The 14,372-nt window shown below is 63.7% G+C and carries 14 protein-coding genes; 8 read left to right on the forward strand and 6 right to left on the reverse strand.

Going from position 1 to position 14,372, the window contains the following annotated elements; genetic code table 11:
* Positions 1-173 precede the first annotated feature (173 nt).
* Positions 174-884 (forward strand): PqiC family protein, encoded by a 711-nt coding sequence (locus tag AC07R1_RS24120; protein ID WP_026019966.1) that lies wholly within the window; start codon positions 174-176, stop codon positions 882-884.
* Between the two features lie 227 nt (positions 885-1,111).
* Here AC07R1_RS24120 and AC07R1_RS24125 read toward each other — a convergent pair whose 3' ends face one another.
* Positions 1,112-2,638: an AhpA/YtjB family protein gene (locus AC07R1_RS24125; RefSeq protein WP_495111001.1), complete on the reverse strand. Its 1,527-nt coding sequence runs from the start codon at positions 2,636-2,638 to the stop codon at positions 1,112-1,114.
* 133 nt (positions 2,639-2,771) lie between these two features.
* Here AC07R1_RS24125 and serB point away from each other — a divergent pair, with 133 nt between their 5' ends.
* Positions 2,772-3,986: a phosphoserine phosphatase SerB gene (gene serB, locus AC07R1_RS24130; protein ID WP_011058924.1), complete on the forward strand. Its 1,215-nt coding sequence runs from the start codon at positions 2,772-2,774 to the stop codon at positions 3,984-3,986.
* Between the two features lie 71 nt (positions 3,987-4,057).
* On the opposite strand, the gene asd is transcribed toward serB, so the two are convergent.
* Genes asd through AC07R1_RS24145 form a run of 3 tightly spaced genes read right to left on the reverse strand, consistent with a single transcriptional unit; the run spans position 4,058 to position 7,334 of the window.
* Positions 4,058-4,918 carry an archaetidylserine decarboxylase gene (gene asd / locus AC07R1_RS24135; RefSeq protein ID WP_015633932.1) on the reverse strand — a complete coding sequence of 287 codons (861 nt, stop codon included), beginning with the start codon at positions 4,916-4,918 and terminating at the stop codon, positions 4,058-4,060.
* 18 nt (positions 4,919-4,936) lie between these two features.
* The gene (rhdA, locus tag AC07R1_RS24140) at positions 4,937-5,752 is read right to left on the reverse strand and encodes a thiosulfate sulfurtransferase (protein ID WP_065364881.1); all 816 of its coding nucleotides are present in this window, start codon (positions 5,750-5,752) and stop codon (positions 4,937-4,939) included.
* Positions 5,753-5,795: 43 nt separating this feature from the next.
* On the reverse strand, positions 5,796-7,334 hold the full coding sequence (locus tag AC07R1_RS24145; RefSeq protein ID WP_220223615.1) for an HDOD domain-containing protein: 1,539 nt from the start codon (positions 7,332-7,334) through the stop codon (positions 5,796-5,798).
* Between the two features lie 166 nt (positions 7,335-7,500).
* Between AC07R1_RS24145 and motA the strand changes: the two genes are divergently transcribed.
* Together motA and motB are read left to right on the forward strand one after the other, a co-directional pair.
* Positions 7,501-8,352 carry a flagellar motor stator protein MotA gene (gene motA, locus AC07R1_RS24150; protein ID WP_011058928.1) on the forward strand — a complete coding sequence of 284 codons (852 nt, stop codon included), beginning with the start codon at positions 7,501-7,503 and terminating at the stop codon, positions 8,350-8,352.
* Between the two features lie 3 nt (positions 8,353-8,355).
* Positions 8,356-9,462 carry a flagellar motor protein MotB gene (gene motB, locus AC07R1_RS24155; RefSeq protein WP_123473056.1) on the forward strand — a complete coding sequence of 369 codons (1,107 nt, stop codon included), beginning with the start codon at positions 8,356-8,358 and terminating at the stop codon, positions 9,460-9,462.
* A gap of 52 nt (positions 9,463-9,514) precedes the next feature.
* Here motB and rsgA read toward each other — a convergent pair whose 3' ends face one another.
* Positions 9,515-10,546 carry a small ribosomal subunit biogenesis GTPase RsgA gene (rsgA, locus tag AC07R1_RS24160; protein WP_011058930.1) on the reverse strand — a complete coding sequence of 344 codons (1,032 nt, stop codon included), beginning with the start codon at positions 10,544-10,546 and terminating at the stop codon, positions 9,515-9,517.
* Positions 10,547-10,654: 108 nt separating this feature from the next.
* Between rsgA and orn the strand changes: the two genes are divergently transcribed.
* Together orn and AC07R1_RS24170 are read left to right on the forward strand one after the other, a co-directional pair.
* A complete protein-coding gene (orn, locus tag AC07R1_RS24165) occupies positions 10,655-11,197 on the forward strand; it encodes an oligoribonuclease (RefSeq protein WP_011058931.1) in 543 nt (180 codons plus the stop codon).
* A gap of 117 nt (positions 11,198-11,314) precedes the next feature.
* Positions 11,315-11,929 (forward strand): trimeric intracellular cation channel family protein, encoded by a 615-nt coding sequence (locus AC07R1_RS24170; RefSeq protein WP_169893104.1) that lies wholly within the window; start codon positions 11,315-11,317, stop codon positions 11,927-11,929.
* Here the strand turns inward: AC07R1_RS24170 and queG are convergent.
* Positions 11,911-12,990, reverse strand: coding sequence for a tRNA epoxyqueuosine(34) reductase QueG (gene queG / locus AC07R1_RS24175; protein WP_011058933.1), 1,080 nt, complete (start codon positions 12,988-12,990; stop codon positions 11,911-11,913). The genes AC07R1_RS24170 and queG overlap by 19 nt on opposite strands.
* A gap of 63 nt (positions 12,991-13,053) precedes the next feature.
* Between queG and AC07R1_RS24180 the strand changes: the two genes are divergently transcribed.
* Positions 13,054-13,914: an NAD(P)H-hydrate dehydratase gene (locus AC07R1_RS24180; protein WP_495111002.1), complete on the forward strand. Its 861-nt coding sequence runs from the start codon at positions 13,054-13,056 to the stop codon at positions 13,912-13,914.
* A complete protein-coding gene (gene tsaE / locus AC07R1_RS24185; protein WP_125062448.1) occupies positions 13,902-14,372 on the forward strand; it encodes a tRNA (adenosine(37)-N6)-threonylcarbamoyltransferase complex ATPase subunit type 1 TsaE in 471 nt (156 codons plus the stop codon). Before AC07R1_RS24180 ends, tsaE begins: the two co-directional genes overlap by 13 nt.

The raw sequence follows: 14,372 nt of genomic DNA on the forward strand, positions 1-14,372 counted from the left end.
GCTAGAGCGTTCGATCTGCGATTTAAGCGCAGGATCGACGCTACAACACTGGAGTCAGGGCGCATATTCACGGATGATATGCGCTTTCAAACGCTGGCGTGGCCGGGCGTTATTCAGGTTTTTTTGAGTATTTACACTGTGGCTAGCCTTGTGGCCGCCACCTGGATGGGATGATGACTGCTCTGCGCCTTCCTCTTGTTTTCTTGCTCGCCGGCGTTCTTGGCCTGGCGGGTTGCAGCGTACACCAGCCGGTGTCGCTGTATCAGCTGGACAGCGGAAGTCCAGCTCAGCCGGCCAGTGCCGGCATGTCGGTATTGCTGGGGCCGGTGCTGATCGCCGACTACCTGCAACGTGAAACCCTCCTGCAGCGTCAGGATGATGGCAGCCTGCAGGCCTCCACTGATGGTCGCTGGGCCGGCAGCCTGTCTTCGGACATCGACCAGTTGCTGTTGCGTCAGGTGGCCGGTCATCTCGACAGCCAGCGGGTTGTATTGGCTCCGGCCACCAGCGGCTTCACTCCGGATGTCCAGGTGCTGCTGTCGATCACTCGCCTGGATTCAGGCAAGTCGCAGCCGGCGGTGCTGGATGCGCAATGGCGCCTGATCGACCGTCGTGGCCAGGTGCGGGACAACCGCATCGTTCATCTGCAGGAGCAGCACGCGGGAACCACGGCGTCCCAGGTCCAGGCCCAGGGCGTGCTGTTGCAGCGTCTGGCGGAACAGTTGTCGGGTGCCCTCAAGCCTCTGGCCAATCAGCCGGCGGTGGCGGAGGTGCCACGCAAGGCGGCCCCGGCTCCTGCGCCCAAGCCTGCCGAGCAGGAAAAGCAACCGAAGATCCCGATGGCCACGCCGATCCGCACGGATATGGAAGTGTTCAGGTTCTGAGTTGACATGCCGCGAGACAAGGCCCGCCCAACAGCGGGCCTTGTCGTTTCTGGCTCTGGCCAACGCAATCTCCTGTAGCCGCTGCCGAAGGCTGCGAGCGGGCCGCAGGCACGCAGCGATATCACCAGCGTTGAAGTCCCTGCGGGGCTTGTCGCAGGCTACGCCAGCGGCTACACAAAGCTCATGAAAAAGCCCGCACTGGGCGGGCTTCTTTTTGCGGGTCAGTCTTACAGCTTGGCCCGTGTTTCATGCATGCGTGCCAGTTGCCGCTCCAGCATCGACGGGTAGGGCTCCATCAGGCGTTCCACGCAGCAGGCACCTTCCGGGCTGGCGATCGGGCGGATACGTGCCCGCTGGCGCAGCAGCGGGTCGTCATTGACCTTGCGCTCCACCAGCAGCAGGTTGCGGCTGTGCTGGGACAGGGCCAGGGCATCCTGAGCGGTTTCGGTGAGCAGCAGGTCGATCTGGCTCAGGCCGAACAGTTCGTCGCCCAGGGTCAGGCCCAGTTGCAGTTGCAGGGTGATGCCGCTGTCCGCCACTTCGATCTGCAAGGCATGGCCCAGGGCGCGCAGCAACTCGCCGCAGCAGATGGCGTTGGTCAGGTAGTCGTCACCGCTGTCTTCGCTGTGGAACAGCATCAGCGTGCTGCCATCGTTCAGGGTATGCAGTTCGCTCTGGTACAGCGAGGCGGCCTGGTCGAGGCAATCGCGGTAGCGTTCCAGCAGTTCCATCAGGCGGGCGCGGGGCAGGCGTCGCAGTTGCTCCTGGGCACCGAGTTGCACCGCCAGTACCGCACTGTGCTGGGGCTGGGCCGGAACCTGTGGTTGCGGTTGTGGCTTGGCAGCAGGCGTCGATGAGCTGTCCCGCAGGTCGGCGAAGGGGTCTTCCTCGTCCAGTTCATCTTCTTCGGCGTGAACCTGGTGCCGGGGTGCAGGCTTGAGGCCTGCTACCGGAGCGCTTTCGTCGAAGCTCGGGTCCCGCAGGTTGCGCACTTCGAATGCCGGCTCATCGTCCTCGTCGTCTTGCACTTCAGCCTCGGGCTGCGGTGCCGGTTCGGGTTTTTCCGGCACCAGGCGGGCATGCAGCTGACGCGCCAGATCGCCGATTTCGTCCTGGCGCTGGGTAGCGGGAGTGTGTTCGTCCAGGTCACGCAGCCAGACTCGCAGTTGCAGCAGCGGAGTCGAGATGTGCCGCCCCAGGCGCAGGCTCAAGGCCAGGGCCAGGGCCAGCAGGATGGCGCTGAGGATGCCCATGCTTTGCAGGCTGATGGTCATCGGCTGCTGGAATTGCGCCATGTCCAGGCTGATTCGCAGGTTGCCCGCGGTCACGTCCTGGAAGGTGATCTTGGTCTGGTACACGCCCTCGGTTTCACCCAGCAGGCTGCTCTTGGGGCGCTGGCCTGCCTCGGCGAGGATGCGGTTGTCCACGCTGTAGATGGCCGCGTGGGCCACCAGCGGGTTCTTGGTCAGATTGTTGAGCAGGACATTGAGGCTGAGGATGTCGTTGGACACCAGCAGCTCGGTGGCCGAGGTGGCGGTCTGGGTGGTCAGGCTCTGACCCAGGGCGTCGGCTTGTTCGTGCATGGCTTGCTTGAACTGCAGGCCCATCACGCCGGCATAGATCACCAGGGCCAGGGCGACCAGGATCACGTTATGGCTGGCAATGCGCAATGCAATCGGCACACGGCGGTGGCGCAGTGCACGGAAGATCAGCAGGAAGAAGTTATCGGTTTTAACTGGCGTGGGCCGGTTCACTGAGCTCGGCTCTTTTGTCCGTGAAGTTGACGCGCAGTATAGCGACAGGCCCTAGACCGGCAAAGCGCTGGCTGTGCCCGATGGTCACCGAAAGTGGGTAGAATGCGCTTTTTTTCCACCTCGGGGGTGCGCCTTGCGCGAAATTGTCCTGATAAACATCACCGGCGAAGATCGTCCTGGTCTGACTGCGGCCATTACCGGCGTTCTGGCCCAGGGTGGTGTGAACATTCTCGACATCGGTCAGGCGGTGATCCACGACACCTTGTCGTTCGGCATCCTGGTTGAAATTCCCAGCAACGAGCAGAGCTCGTCGGTGCTCAAGGACATCCTGTTCACCGCCTACAAGCTCGACCAGCAGGTGCGCTTCACGCCGGTGTCCGAGGAGGATTACCAGCAGTGGGTCGCCGGGCAGGGCAAGAAGCGCCATATCGTGACCCTGCTGACGCGCAAGGTTACCGCCGAACAGTTGCAGCGCGTGAGTTCCATCACCGCCAAGTACGGCCTGAACATCGACCATATCGATCGCCTGTCCGGGCGCATGCCCCTGGACATGCCAGCCGACCAGGGCAAGGGCTGCATCGAGTTCTCGGTACGTGGCGAAGCCGCCGATCCGCAAGCCCTGCGGGCCGAGTTCCTCAGCGTGGCCCAGGAGCTGAACGTCGATATCGCGTTCCAGGAAGACTCGCTGTTCCGCCGTAACCGGCGCCTGGCGGTGTTCGACATGGATTCGACGCTGATCGAGGCCGAAGTCATCGACGAGCTGGCCAAGGCGGCCGGTGTCGGCGATCGGGTCGCGGAAATCACCGAGCGGGCGATGGCCGGCGAGCTGGACTTCCGCGCCAGTTTCAAGGAGCGCCTGGCGCTGCTCAAGGGCCTGGACGTCAATGTGCTGGACGCCATCGGCGCCTCCCTGCGCCTGACCGAGGGCGCCGAAACCCTGTTCGCCGAACTCAAGCGCCTGGGCTACAAGACCGCGATCCTCTCCGGCGGCTTCACCTACTTTGCCAAGCAGCTGCAAGCCAAGCTGGGTATCGACTACGTGTTCGCCAACGAGCTGGAAGTGGTGGACGGCAAGGTCACTGGCGTGGCGGTGGAGCCGATTGTCGACGCCCAGCGCAAGGCCGATCTGCTGCGTGAGCTGGCGCACAAGGAAGGCCTGCGCCTGGAGCAGACCATCGCTGTCGGCGATGGCGCCAACGATCTGCCGATGCTCGGCATTGCCGGCCTGGGCGTGGCATTCCGCGCCAAGCCGCTGGTCAAGCAGTCGGCCAAGCAGGCGATCTCGACCCTGGGCCTGGATGGCGTGCTGTACCTGCTGGGGTTCCGTGACCGCGACGGGCAGCTCTGAGCCGCCGGAAAATCCCCGCCCATAAAAAACGCCGCTGATCAGCGGCGTTTTTTATGTCCGGCATTCAGGCCTCAAGCCTTGGGCAGGCCCAGGCCCTGGCCCATCCGCACGGGCGAGCCGGCAGCCAGCTCTTGGGCCCACTGCACCTGGTCCGGGCCAAACAGCACGATGGCCGTGGAGCCCAGCTTGAAGCGGCCCATTTCGGCGCCTTTCTCCAGGTGGATCGGAGCGCGGGCGGCTTCGTCGTAGCGCACGGTCTTGAGTTCGCGCTTGGGCGGCGTTACCAGGCCGGCCCAGACGGTTTCGATCGAAGCGACGATCATCGCGCCCACCAGCACCAGCGCCATCGGGCCGCGCTCGGTATCGAAGATGCACACCACGCGCTCGTTGCGGGCGAACAGCTCGGGTACGTTTTCAGCGGTAGTCTGGTTGACCGAGAAGATCCGGCCCGGCACATAGACCATTTCCCGCAGGGTGCCGGCCAGGGGCATGTGCACCCGGTGGTAGTCCTTGGGGGAGAGGTAGATGGTGGCAAAGTCGCCGCCCATGAACGGCTGTGCCAGGGCCGGGTCACCGCCCAGCAGTTCCAGCACGCTGTAGCTGTGGCCCTTGGCCTGGAACACTCGGCCGTGTTCGATCGGGCCCAGTTGGCTGACCGCGCCGTCGGCAGGGCTGAGCACCGCGCCCGGGGTCGGGTCCAGCGGCCGCGCGCCGTCTTTGAGGGCGCGGGTGAAGAAGGCGTTGAAATGCTCGTAGGCGGTCACGTCCTCGACCTGGGCCTCGGACATATCCACTTGATACTGCTTGGCGAACCAGCGGGTGAAGGCATTCTTGAACCAGCGCACGCGGCACTCGGCAATGCAGCCGGCCAGGCGCGACAGCAGGTGATGAGGCAGCAGGTACTGGCTGATGATGAACAAACGCTTTTTCATTGGGTGTCCTTAAAAACCTTAAATCTCTACGGGCGTATCGGGATGATTGCCCCATTCGCCCCAGGAGCCGGCGTAGCCCTTGACCCGTGGGTAGCCCAGCGCCTTGGCCACCAGATAAGTGAAGCCGGAGCGATGGTGGGTCTGGCAGTGGGTGATCACTTCTTTGTCTTTGCTGATGCCCAGGTCCGCAAGGATCTGTGGCATGTCGCGGCGGATGCGCAGGTGGCGTGCCTGATCCATGCCGGCGGTCCATTCGAAATTCACCGCGCCGGGGATATGCCCGCCCTTGGCTGCCAGGACTTTTTCGCCGGAGTACTCCAGCGGTCCGCGGGCGTCCCAGATCACCAGGTCCGCCGCGCCGAGACGGCTTTGCAGGTATTCGCGGGTGGCGGTGGGCTCATCATGCAGGGCCAGTGCCACGGGGCCGCCGACCGCGGCCGGGACTTCGGTAGACACGGACAGGCCTTCCGCCAGCCAGGCCGGCAAGCCGCCGTCGAGGTAGTGGTAGCGGTGGTGGCCGATCACGTCCAGCAGCCAGATGAAGCGCCCGGCCCAGCCACCGCCTTCATCGTCGTAGACCACATAGACCGCGTCCGGGTTGTGCCCGAGTTCGCCGAACAGCGTTTCAAGCGCCGCTTGCGGCGGCAGCAGCCCGGGAGCCGGCGCCTGGCCCAGCTGAGTGCGCTTGGGGTCGACGAAGCGCGCCCCGGGAATATGCCCGGTGGCATAGCGGGCAGCGCTGGTCAGGTCGACCAGGATCAGTTCGCGGGCGTTCAGGCGGGCGAGCAGGTCGCTCGGTTCAATGACCAGCGGCAAGCCAGAGAAGTCAGACATGTCAGGTCCCCAGGGCGCAAAGGGAAGGATTGTAGCGCAAGCGTCATTGGCTGCGGTTGGTAAAGCTGTGCAAGGCTTTTTCGATGCACTGGGCGGTCTTGCCGAAGGCCTGGACGCTGATTTCCGAGAACGGCACGCCGCCCTGGTCGGCGATCGCCAGCATCAGTACCCGGCCATTGCACGACAGTGAGCGGATCAGCAGGTGTTCGCCGCGAAACAGCTGGCGCAGCGAGCTTGGCAGGTGAGGGGCGAACTGGGCCTGGTTGGCCGGGGTCAGGCGGATCTGCGCGGATTTTTCCAGCAGGCGTTGCAACAGCGGGCTCTGCTTGGCCTGCAGGGTCAGGCTGGCCGCTTCTCCGGGCAGGCCGTAAAGCTGTTGCACTCGCAGGTGGCTCAGGCTGCGATCGACCATCAGCAGCATGACCCGGTGCATGCCGCACGCCGCCAGGGCATCCCGGGCAAAGCCGGTAAGGTGCACGGCGTTGGTAAAGGGGCTGGGGTCCAGCAACAGTTCGCCGCAGAGCTTGCGCCACTTGGCCAGTTCCAGTGCGGTGGGCGCCGGGGCTGGTTGCTCGCCGTGATGCAGGCGTCGGGCATCCCAGGGCCAGAGCAGGGCCTGGGCCGGGTGCCAGAGATCGGGCTGGGTGTCGTTGCGGGCGCTTTGTGCTGCCTGTTGGTGCAACTGTTGCTGGACCTGGTCCAGGGGGATCTGCAGATAAAGAGCGGTAAGGTTCTGCCAGCGCCGGCCATGGGGACTGTTCCAGGACTGTTGCGCCGCCAGCGCCAGGCCGTTGGCCAGCAACACAGTGTTGGCCGGCTGGTTCAGCCAGCGCCGCAGGTCCGGTTCAGCGTCCAGGCGTTGTTGCTGGCGCAGCGGGTTGTCGCTGTCGCGGGCAATCAGCATGACCTTGGCCAGCAGGTGCTGCTCCTGGGTCAGCAGGCGATAGCCCTGCTGGACCCAGATCGGCAGGTGCCAGGCCAGGACCAGGGCCTGGCACATTTCCATCAGCCGCACTCCGAACAGTTGCAGTTCAACGTCGTGTGCGGATTCGTGCTTGTAGATGACCCGCAGTTCCCACTCTTCCAGCAGCTTGGGATAGACCAGGGCCATGGCCCAGAGCGGCGAGAGAAACAGCAGGCTGCCCCAGTGGATGTCCTGCCAGAGTCGCGCCAGGCGTCCGGCAAAGAAGCCATTGGCCTGCTGGCTGGCGTGCTGGCTGATCAGCTGGAACTGGCGCAATGCCTGGGGGATCTGCTCTTCAGGCAGCGTCGGCAGTTGCTCAAGCAACTCCTCGGTACGCTTGAGGCCCAGGCGGTTGACCGCGATCTCCAGGTTTTCCGCCGGTTCGCTCATGCTGCCGTGGGAATGCCGGTTGGCTTCGCGGATCACGCTCAAGGCCAGTGCCGGGCTGTTTTGCATCAGATCGACAATCTCCCGCAGCGAGCTGCGGTTGTTGGCGATGGCTCGGCAGACCCGGTCATGGCTGGCCTGGGGCACCGGCAGGCGCACGCCATTGAGGAGCTTTACCCAGGCGTCGAGAGAGGCGGGCGGAGAATGTGGGACGCTGGTTTCATTAGACATGGTCGGGCGCAATCATCGTCTGCTGTGAACACGCCCAGAGCGGGCCAAACTGGCTTTTCGCCTTAACTGGCTATAGTCTGGCGCAGTTTTGCCGATAAGTAGAAGAAGAGTTTTAAGAACTTCCGAATATGACCTTGAACCCGACTCAATAAGTACTCCCCTACCTATGGCTAAAATTATCGGCATCATCGTCGTATTCGCGAGCGTGCTCGGCGGATACGTGCTTTCCCACGGCAAAATCGCGGCGTTGATCCAGCCTTTCGAAGTGCTGATCATCGGTGGCGCAGCCTTTGGCGCATTCCTCCAGGCCAACCCGGGCTATATGACGATGCACGTCGTCAAGAAATCCCTGGGCATGTTCAGTTCGCGCTTCACCCACACCTTCTACCTGGAAGTGCTGGGCCTGATCTACGAGATCCTCAACAAGAGTCGTCGCGAAGGCATGATGGCCATCGAAGGCGATATCGAGGACGCCGCGGCCAGCCCGATTTTCGCCAAGTACCCGGCGGTGCTCAAGGATGAACGCATGACTGCCTTCGTCTGTGACTATCTGCGCATCATGTCCTCCGGCAACATGGCTCCCCACGAGCTGGAAGGCCTGTTCGACATGGAGCTGTTCAGCCTCAAGGAAGACCTCGAGCATCCATCCCATGCGGTCAACGGGATTGCCGACGGCATGCCCGGTTTCGGTATCGTCGCGGCGGTATTGGGGATCGTGGTGACCATGGCCTCCCTGGGCGATGGCGACCAGAAGTCCATCGGCCTGCACGTAGGTGCGGCGCTGGTGGGTACCTTCTTCGGTATTCTCGCGGCCTATGGCTTCTTCGGCCCGCTGGCCCACTCCCTGGCCCACGACGCCAAGGAAGAACTGAACGTCTACGAAGCCATCAAGGCGTCGCTGGTGGCCTCGGCTTCCGGCATGCCGCCGTCCCTGGCCGTGGAGTTCGGGCGCAAGGTTCTGTACCCGGCGCACCGTCCTAGCTTCGCCGAGCTGGAACAAGCGGTTCGCGGTCGCTAAGTCATGGAAAATAATCAGCCGATTATCATCAAGCGCGTCAAGCGCTTCGCTGGCGGACATCACGGGGGCGCCTGGAAAATCGCCTTCGCCGACTTCGCCACGGCGATGATGGCGTTCTTCCTGGTGTTGTGGCTGCTGTCCACGGCCACCCCGGAACAGAAGATCGCCATCGCCGGTTACTTCAAGGATCCGATCGGCTTCTCGGAAAGCGGTACGCCCTACATCATCGACCTGGGCGGCTCCCCTGAGCTGGCGCCGGACAACACCCTCAACCCCGAGATCAAGTCCCAGCCACAACCGGACAAGGTCACGGTGGATGCCGACCAGGTAGAGGGCATGGCCGAGCAGGTCGAGCGCGAGCGTCTCGAGTTGCTGTTGCAAGAGTTGCAGAACAAGGTTGAAGAGAACCCGCAACTGCAGAAGTTCAAGGACCAGATCCTCTTCGAGATCACCCCGGACGGCTTGCGGATCCAGATCATGGACGCCGAGAACCGGCCGATGTTCGACTCCGGCAGTGCACGTCTGAAGCCGTATTTCGAAGACATCCTGCTGGCCATGGCCGACACCATCAAGACCGTGCCGAACAAGATCAGCATCAGCGGTCACACCGACGCCAAACCCTATTCGGGCACTGGCGACTTCGGCAACTGGGAACTGTCGGCCAACCGGGCCAACGCTGCGCGTCGGGCGCTGGTGGCGGGTGGTTATCCTGATCCGCAAGTTGCGCGTGTGGTGGGCTTTGCTTCGTCGGCGCTATTCGATCGTAAGGACCCGTTCAACCCGGTCAACCGGCGCATCGATATCGTCGTGCTGACCAAGAAGGCCCAGCGTGCCATCGAGGGTGAGCAGACCGATCCCAATGCTCCGGTACCGACCCAGGGTAGCGGTGCTCCCGGTGAAGTACCGGGGGCGGCAGCCGACCCGAATGCCTTGCCGCCCGGTAGCGAACCGCTGCCGGCGCACGAGGTGCGTCAACGTATGAATATCTTCGAGGACGGTGTGCTGAAGATGGACGAGCAGGGTGCGGCGGGCCAGTCTTCCGCTCCGGCTCCGGCTCCAGCTCCCACTGCTCCGGTGACGCCGCCCGCTACGCCGGGCACGGCGAAGTGACAAACGACAAGGCCGCGAAGATCGCGGCCTTGTCGTATCTGGGTCAGGTCAATCAGTAACTGTTGTCTGGCAGGCTGGCGAGGATCGAGCGGTAGCTGTTCATCCGTTGCTGCTGGATGCGCCCGTCTTCCAGGGCCTTGAGCAAGGCACAGCCCGGCTCGCGATCGTGCTTGCAATCGCGGAAGCGGCAGGTGCCCAGCAAGTCATTGAACTCGATGAACCCGGCCTCGACATCGGCGCGGCTGACATGGCCGAGGCCGAACTCACGGATACCGGGGGAGTCGATCAGCTCACCGCCACCGGGGAAGTGGAACAGGCGCGCGGTCGTGGTGGTGTGAGTGCCCTGGCCGGAGAACTCCGACAGCGGGCCGACGCGGGTTTCGACTTCCGGCAGCAGGCTGTTGACCAGGGACGACTTGCCCACCCCCGACTGGCCGACGAATACACTGATGCGCCCGTCCAGCAGGGCTTGCAACTGCTCCATGCCGTCGCCGTGATGAGCCGAGACCTCCAGCAGCGGGTAGCCCAGCTGGCGGTAGACCGCGAGCAGGGCGTTGAGCGCAGGGGCGTTCTGCTCATCGATCAGGTCGGCCTTGTTCAGCAGCAGCAACGGCCGGATTCCAGCATGCTCGGCGGCTACCAGGTAGCGGTCGATCAGGTTGGCGTGGGGTTCGGGCATGGGCGCAAACACGATCACGATCATGTCGACGTTGGCGGCCACTGGCTTGAGCTGGCCGCGGCTGTCCGGGCGGCACAGCTCGGTGCTGCGCGGCAGTTGCGCGACGATCACCCCGATGCCCTGGTTGCCGGCGCGCCAGACCACCTGGTCGCCGGTCACCAGGGCCGGCAGGTTGGCCCGCAGGTAGCAGCGGAATACCTGGCCGGCCGTTTCGCCTTCGCGAGCCTCGACTTCGACCTGGACGCCGAAGTGAGCGATGACCAGGCCGGTCTGTTCCGGGCCCAGGTCGCCACCTTCCAGCGCCTCGACGGCAGAGGACTCGCGTTTGGCGGCGCGGGCGGCGCGCTCACCCTGGATCTTTTCGATGCGCCAGTTTTGGCGGCGATTGAGCTGGCGTTTGGCCATTGGTGTTCCGTGTCGATAATTACGGCGGATAGGTAAAACGGCGGCGAGTTTAGCACGCCGGGCAGGCCCTCTAGGCTAAACTGCGCAACTACGCCGAGGAGCCCACCCATGCAAAACCCGCAGAACCTGATTTGGATCGACCTGGAAATGACCGGTCTGAACCCTGACACCGACGTCATCATCGAGATGGCCACCATTGTCACTGACAGCAACCTCAACACCTTGGCTGAAGGACCGGTCATCGCCATCCACCAGAGCGACGAGATCCTCGCCGGCATGGATGAGTGGAACACCCGCCAGCACGGCGGTTCCGGTCTGACCCAGCGGGTTCGCGAAAGCCGCATCAGTATGGCCGAAGCCGAAGCCCAGACCATTGCCTTCCTGGAGCAGTGGGTGCCCAAGGGCAAATCGCCGATCTGCGGCAACAGCATCTGCCAGGACCGGCGCTTCCTGTACCGCCACATGAAGGCTCTGGAAAGCTACTTCCACTACCGCAACCTGGACGTCTCGACCCTCAAGGAACTGGCCGCCCGCTGGGCGCCGGACGTGCGCGACAGCTTCAAGAAAGGCAGCACCCACCTGGCCCTGGACGATATTCGCGAGTCCATTGCCGAGCTCCAGCACTACCGCAAGCACTTCATCAAGTTCTGACCCGCAGGCGCCGGCTTGCCGGCGAACGGGCGCCCGCTGCGACTCGGCGCCCGTACCCGCCCCCTTTTGGTGCCCGCTTCAACTGAGTAGACTGCGCGCCTTCCTGCAAGGACCGCCATCATGCTGTTGATGCTTTATCTGATTGCCATTACCGCCGAAGCCATGACCGGCGCCCTGTCTGCCGGCCGGCGCGGCATGGACTGGTTCGGTGTGGTGCTGATTGCCTGCGTCACCGCACTCGGCGGCGGTTCGGTGCGTGATGTGCTGCTGGGCCACTACCCGCTGACCTGGGTCAAGCACCCGGAATACCTGGTGCTGACCTCAGTGGCGGCGTTGGTGACGATCTTCATCGCGCCCTTGATGCGTCACCTGCGCTCGCTGTTTCTGGTGCTCGACGCCGTGGGCCTGGTGGCCTTTACCCTGATCGGCTGCATGACTGCCCTGGAAATGGGCCACGGCATGCTGGTGGCTTCAGTCAGTGGGGTGATCACCGGGGTCTTTGGCGGCATCCTCAGGGACATCTTCTGCAACGATATCCCGCTGATCTTTCGCCGCGAGCTGTACGCCAGCGTGTCCTTCGCCGCGGCCTGGTGCTACATGCTGTGCATCTACCTGCAACTGCCCAGCGAGCAGTCGATCCTGGTCACCCTGTTCGGCGGCTTTCTATTGCGCCTGCTGGCGATCCGTTTTCACTGGGAAATGCCCAAGTTCGTCTACAACGACGAACACTGACGGTTGGCGTGCTGGTCCAGGGCCCATTGCACATGTTCGCGAACCAGTTCCGAGGGGTAGTCCTGGCGGGCCTTGAGGGCTTCCAGCACCGGAATGCTAGAGGGTGCGTTGCCCAGGCCCACCGCCAGGTTGCGTAGCCAGCGCTCGTAGCCGGCGCGGCGCAAGGGTGAACCTTCGGTATTGCTGAGGAATTTGTCCTCGTCCCACATGAACAGCTCTGCCAGTTCGGCATTGTCCAGGTTGTGCCGGGGCTTGAAGTCGCCCTCGGCCGTTGAGCGGGCGAAGCGATTCCAGGGGCAGACGATCTGGCAGTCATCGCAGCCGAATACCCGGTTGCCGATCAGCGGGCGCAGGTCTTCGGGGATGGCGCTTTTGAGCTCGATGGTCAGGTAGGAAATGCAACGTCGGGCATCCAGCACATAGGGGCCGACGAAGGCGTTGGTCGGGCAGATGTCCAGGCAGGCGGTGCAGCGGCCGCAGTGCTCCGTGGCGTGGGGCGCGTCCACCGGCAGGGGCAGGTCGACGAACAGTTCACTGAGGAAGAAGTAGCTGCCGGCTTTGCGATTCAGCACCAGGGTGTTCTTGCCGATCCAGCCGAGCCCGGCCTGTTCGGCGATGGCTTTTTCCAGCACCGGAGCGCTATCGACGAAGGCGCGGTAGCCAAAGGGGCCGATGGCTTGCTGGATGCGCTCGGCCAGTTGCTGTACGCGCTTGCGGATCAGCTTGTGATAATCGCGCCCCAGGGCATAGCGCGAAACATAGGCCTTGGAAGGCTGGGCCAGGCGCTGGGCCATCTGGGTGTCGCCGGGCAGGTAGTCCATGCGCAGCGAAACCACCCGCAGGGTGCCAGGCACCAACTGGTCGGGATGGGAGCGTTTGCTGCCGTGGGCGCCCATGTATTCCATCTCGCCGTGGTAGCCGGCGGCGAGCCAGCGTTCCAGGTGCTGCTCATGCTCGGCCAGGTCCAGGCCGCTGATGCCGACTTGTTGAAAGCCCAGTTCGCGGCCCCAGTCCTTGATCGATTGGGCGAGAGCGGGAAGATCCTGGGTAATAGCGGGCATGAGGCGAGAGAAACCGGGGCTGAGGTGCGTATAATTCTGCCAGACATCGGAGCTCGAAGACGCATGCCGCAGACAAAACACCCGCTACCTGACGTTCAGTTGCTGACTTCTGGCTATTTGCCACATCTGAATGGACGACTTCGCGATGCCCACAAGGGCCAGTTCGGCCACCTGTTGCTGATTGGGGGCGATCGAGGTTTTGCCGGCGCCGCCTTGCTGAGTGCGGAAAGTGCCTTGCGCAGTGGCGCGGGGCTGGTGTCCCTGGCGACCCGCAGTGAGCATGTGGCTGCCGCTGCGGCGCGCTTGCCGGAGGTCATGACCCAGGGCACTCATTCGGCCAACCAGTTGATGGGGTTGCTGGCTCGGGCCACGGTGCTGGTGGTCGGGCCGGGGTTGGGGCAGGGCGCCTGGGGGCGCAGTCTGCTGTCGGCGGCGGCCAATGCGCCGTTGCCCCAGGTGTGGGATGCCGATGCCTTGAACCTGCTGGCCGAGCGCGGGCTGCAACTGCCTGCCGCGAGTGTCATCACTCCCCATCCGGGAGAGGCGGCGCGGCTGCTGGGTATCTCCAGCGCCGAGGTGCAGGCGGATCGCCCTGCAGCGGCCCTGGCGTTGAGCAAAAAATACGCAGCGGTTGCGGTACTCAAGGGGGCCGGTAGCCTGATCGCCACTGCCGATGGGCAGCTGGCCCGCTGTGACGTAGGGCATCCGGCGATGGCCACGGCAGGCTTGGGTGATGTGCTGGCTGGCCTGATCGGCGCCTTGCTGGCGCAAGGCTTGTCGGCATTCGATGCCGCCTGCCTGGCTGTCTGGCTGCATGCCAGCGCGGGCGAGCAGCAAGGCAAATTGGGCCGAGGGCTGGCGGCCAGTGATCTGATTCCAGCCATTCGTCAGTTGTTGGAGGAACAATCACCGTGTCTGAGTTAACCCTTTTTCTGGCCGACGAACCGGCCATGGTGGAATTTGGTGCACGTATTGCCCGGGTGACCCAAGGCGTGGGGGTGATCTTCCTCGAGGGTGACCTGGGAGCGGGCAAAACCACCTTGTCGCGAGGGATCATCCGTGGCCTGGGGCACGCGGGGGCAGTGAAGAGCCCGACCTTTACCCTGGTCGAACCGTACGAGATCGGCTCGGTGCGGGCTTTCCACTTCGACCTGTACCGCCTGGTGGATCCTGAGGAGCTGGAGTTCCTGGGGATTCGCGACTACTTCGAGGGCGATGCTCTGTGCCTGCTGGAGTGGCCCCAGCGTGGTGCAGGCTTTTTGCCAAAGCCTGACCTGACCATTACCATTACCCCGCATAACAATGGGCGTTCTGTGCATCTGTTGTCTCAAGGCTCGCGTGGCGAGTCCTGGTGTGCCGCTTTGGCGTTGGAATTCAAATAA

The organism is Pseudomonas sp. GW821-FHT07F01 (genome assembly GCF_059418825.1).

Coding starts and splice junctions, on each gene's coding strand:
- AC07R1_RS24120 (WP_026019966.1), top strand. CDS start 174: ATGACTGCTCTGCGCCTTCCTCTTGTTTTCTTGCTCGCCGGCGTTCTT.
- asd (WP_015633932.1), bottom strand. CDS start 4,918: ATGAAAAAGCGTTTGTTCATCATCAGCCAGTACCTGCTGCCTCATCAC.
- rhdA (WP_065364881.1), bottom strand. CDS start 5,752: ATGTCTGACTTCTCTGGCTTGCCGCTGGTCATTGAACCGAGCGACCTG.
- AC07R1_RS24145 (WP_220223615.1), bottom strand. CDS start 7,334: ATGTCTAATGAAACCAGCGTCCCACATTCTCCGCCCGCCTCTCTCGAC.
- motA (WP_011058928.1), top strand. CDS start 7,501: ATGGCTAAAATTATCGGCATCATCGTCGTATTCGCGAGCGTGCTCGGC.
- motB (WP_123473056.1), top strand. CDS start 8,356: ATGGAAAATAATCAGCCGATTATCATCAAGCGCGTCAAGCGCTTCGCT.
- rsgA (WP_011058930.1), bottom strand. CDS start 10,546: ATGGCCAAACGCCAGCTCAATCGCCGCCAAAACTGGCGCATCGAAAAG.
- orn (WP_011058931.1), top strand. CDS start 10,655: ATGCAAAACCCGCAGAACCTGATTTGGATCGACCTGGAAATGACCGGT.
- queG (WP_011058933.1), bottom strand. CDS start 12,990: ATGCCCGCTATTACCCAGGATCTTCCCGCTCTCGCCCAATCGATCAAG.
- AC07R1_RS24180 (WP_495111002.1), top strand. CDS start 13,054: ATGCCGCAGACAAAACACCCGCTACCTGACGTTCAGTTGCTGACTTCT.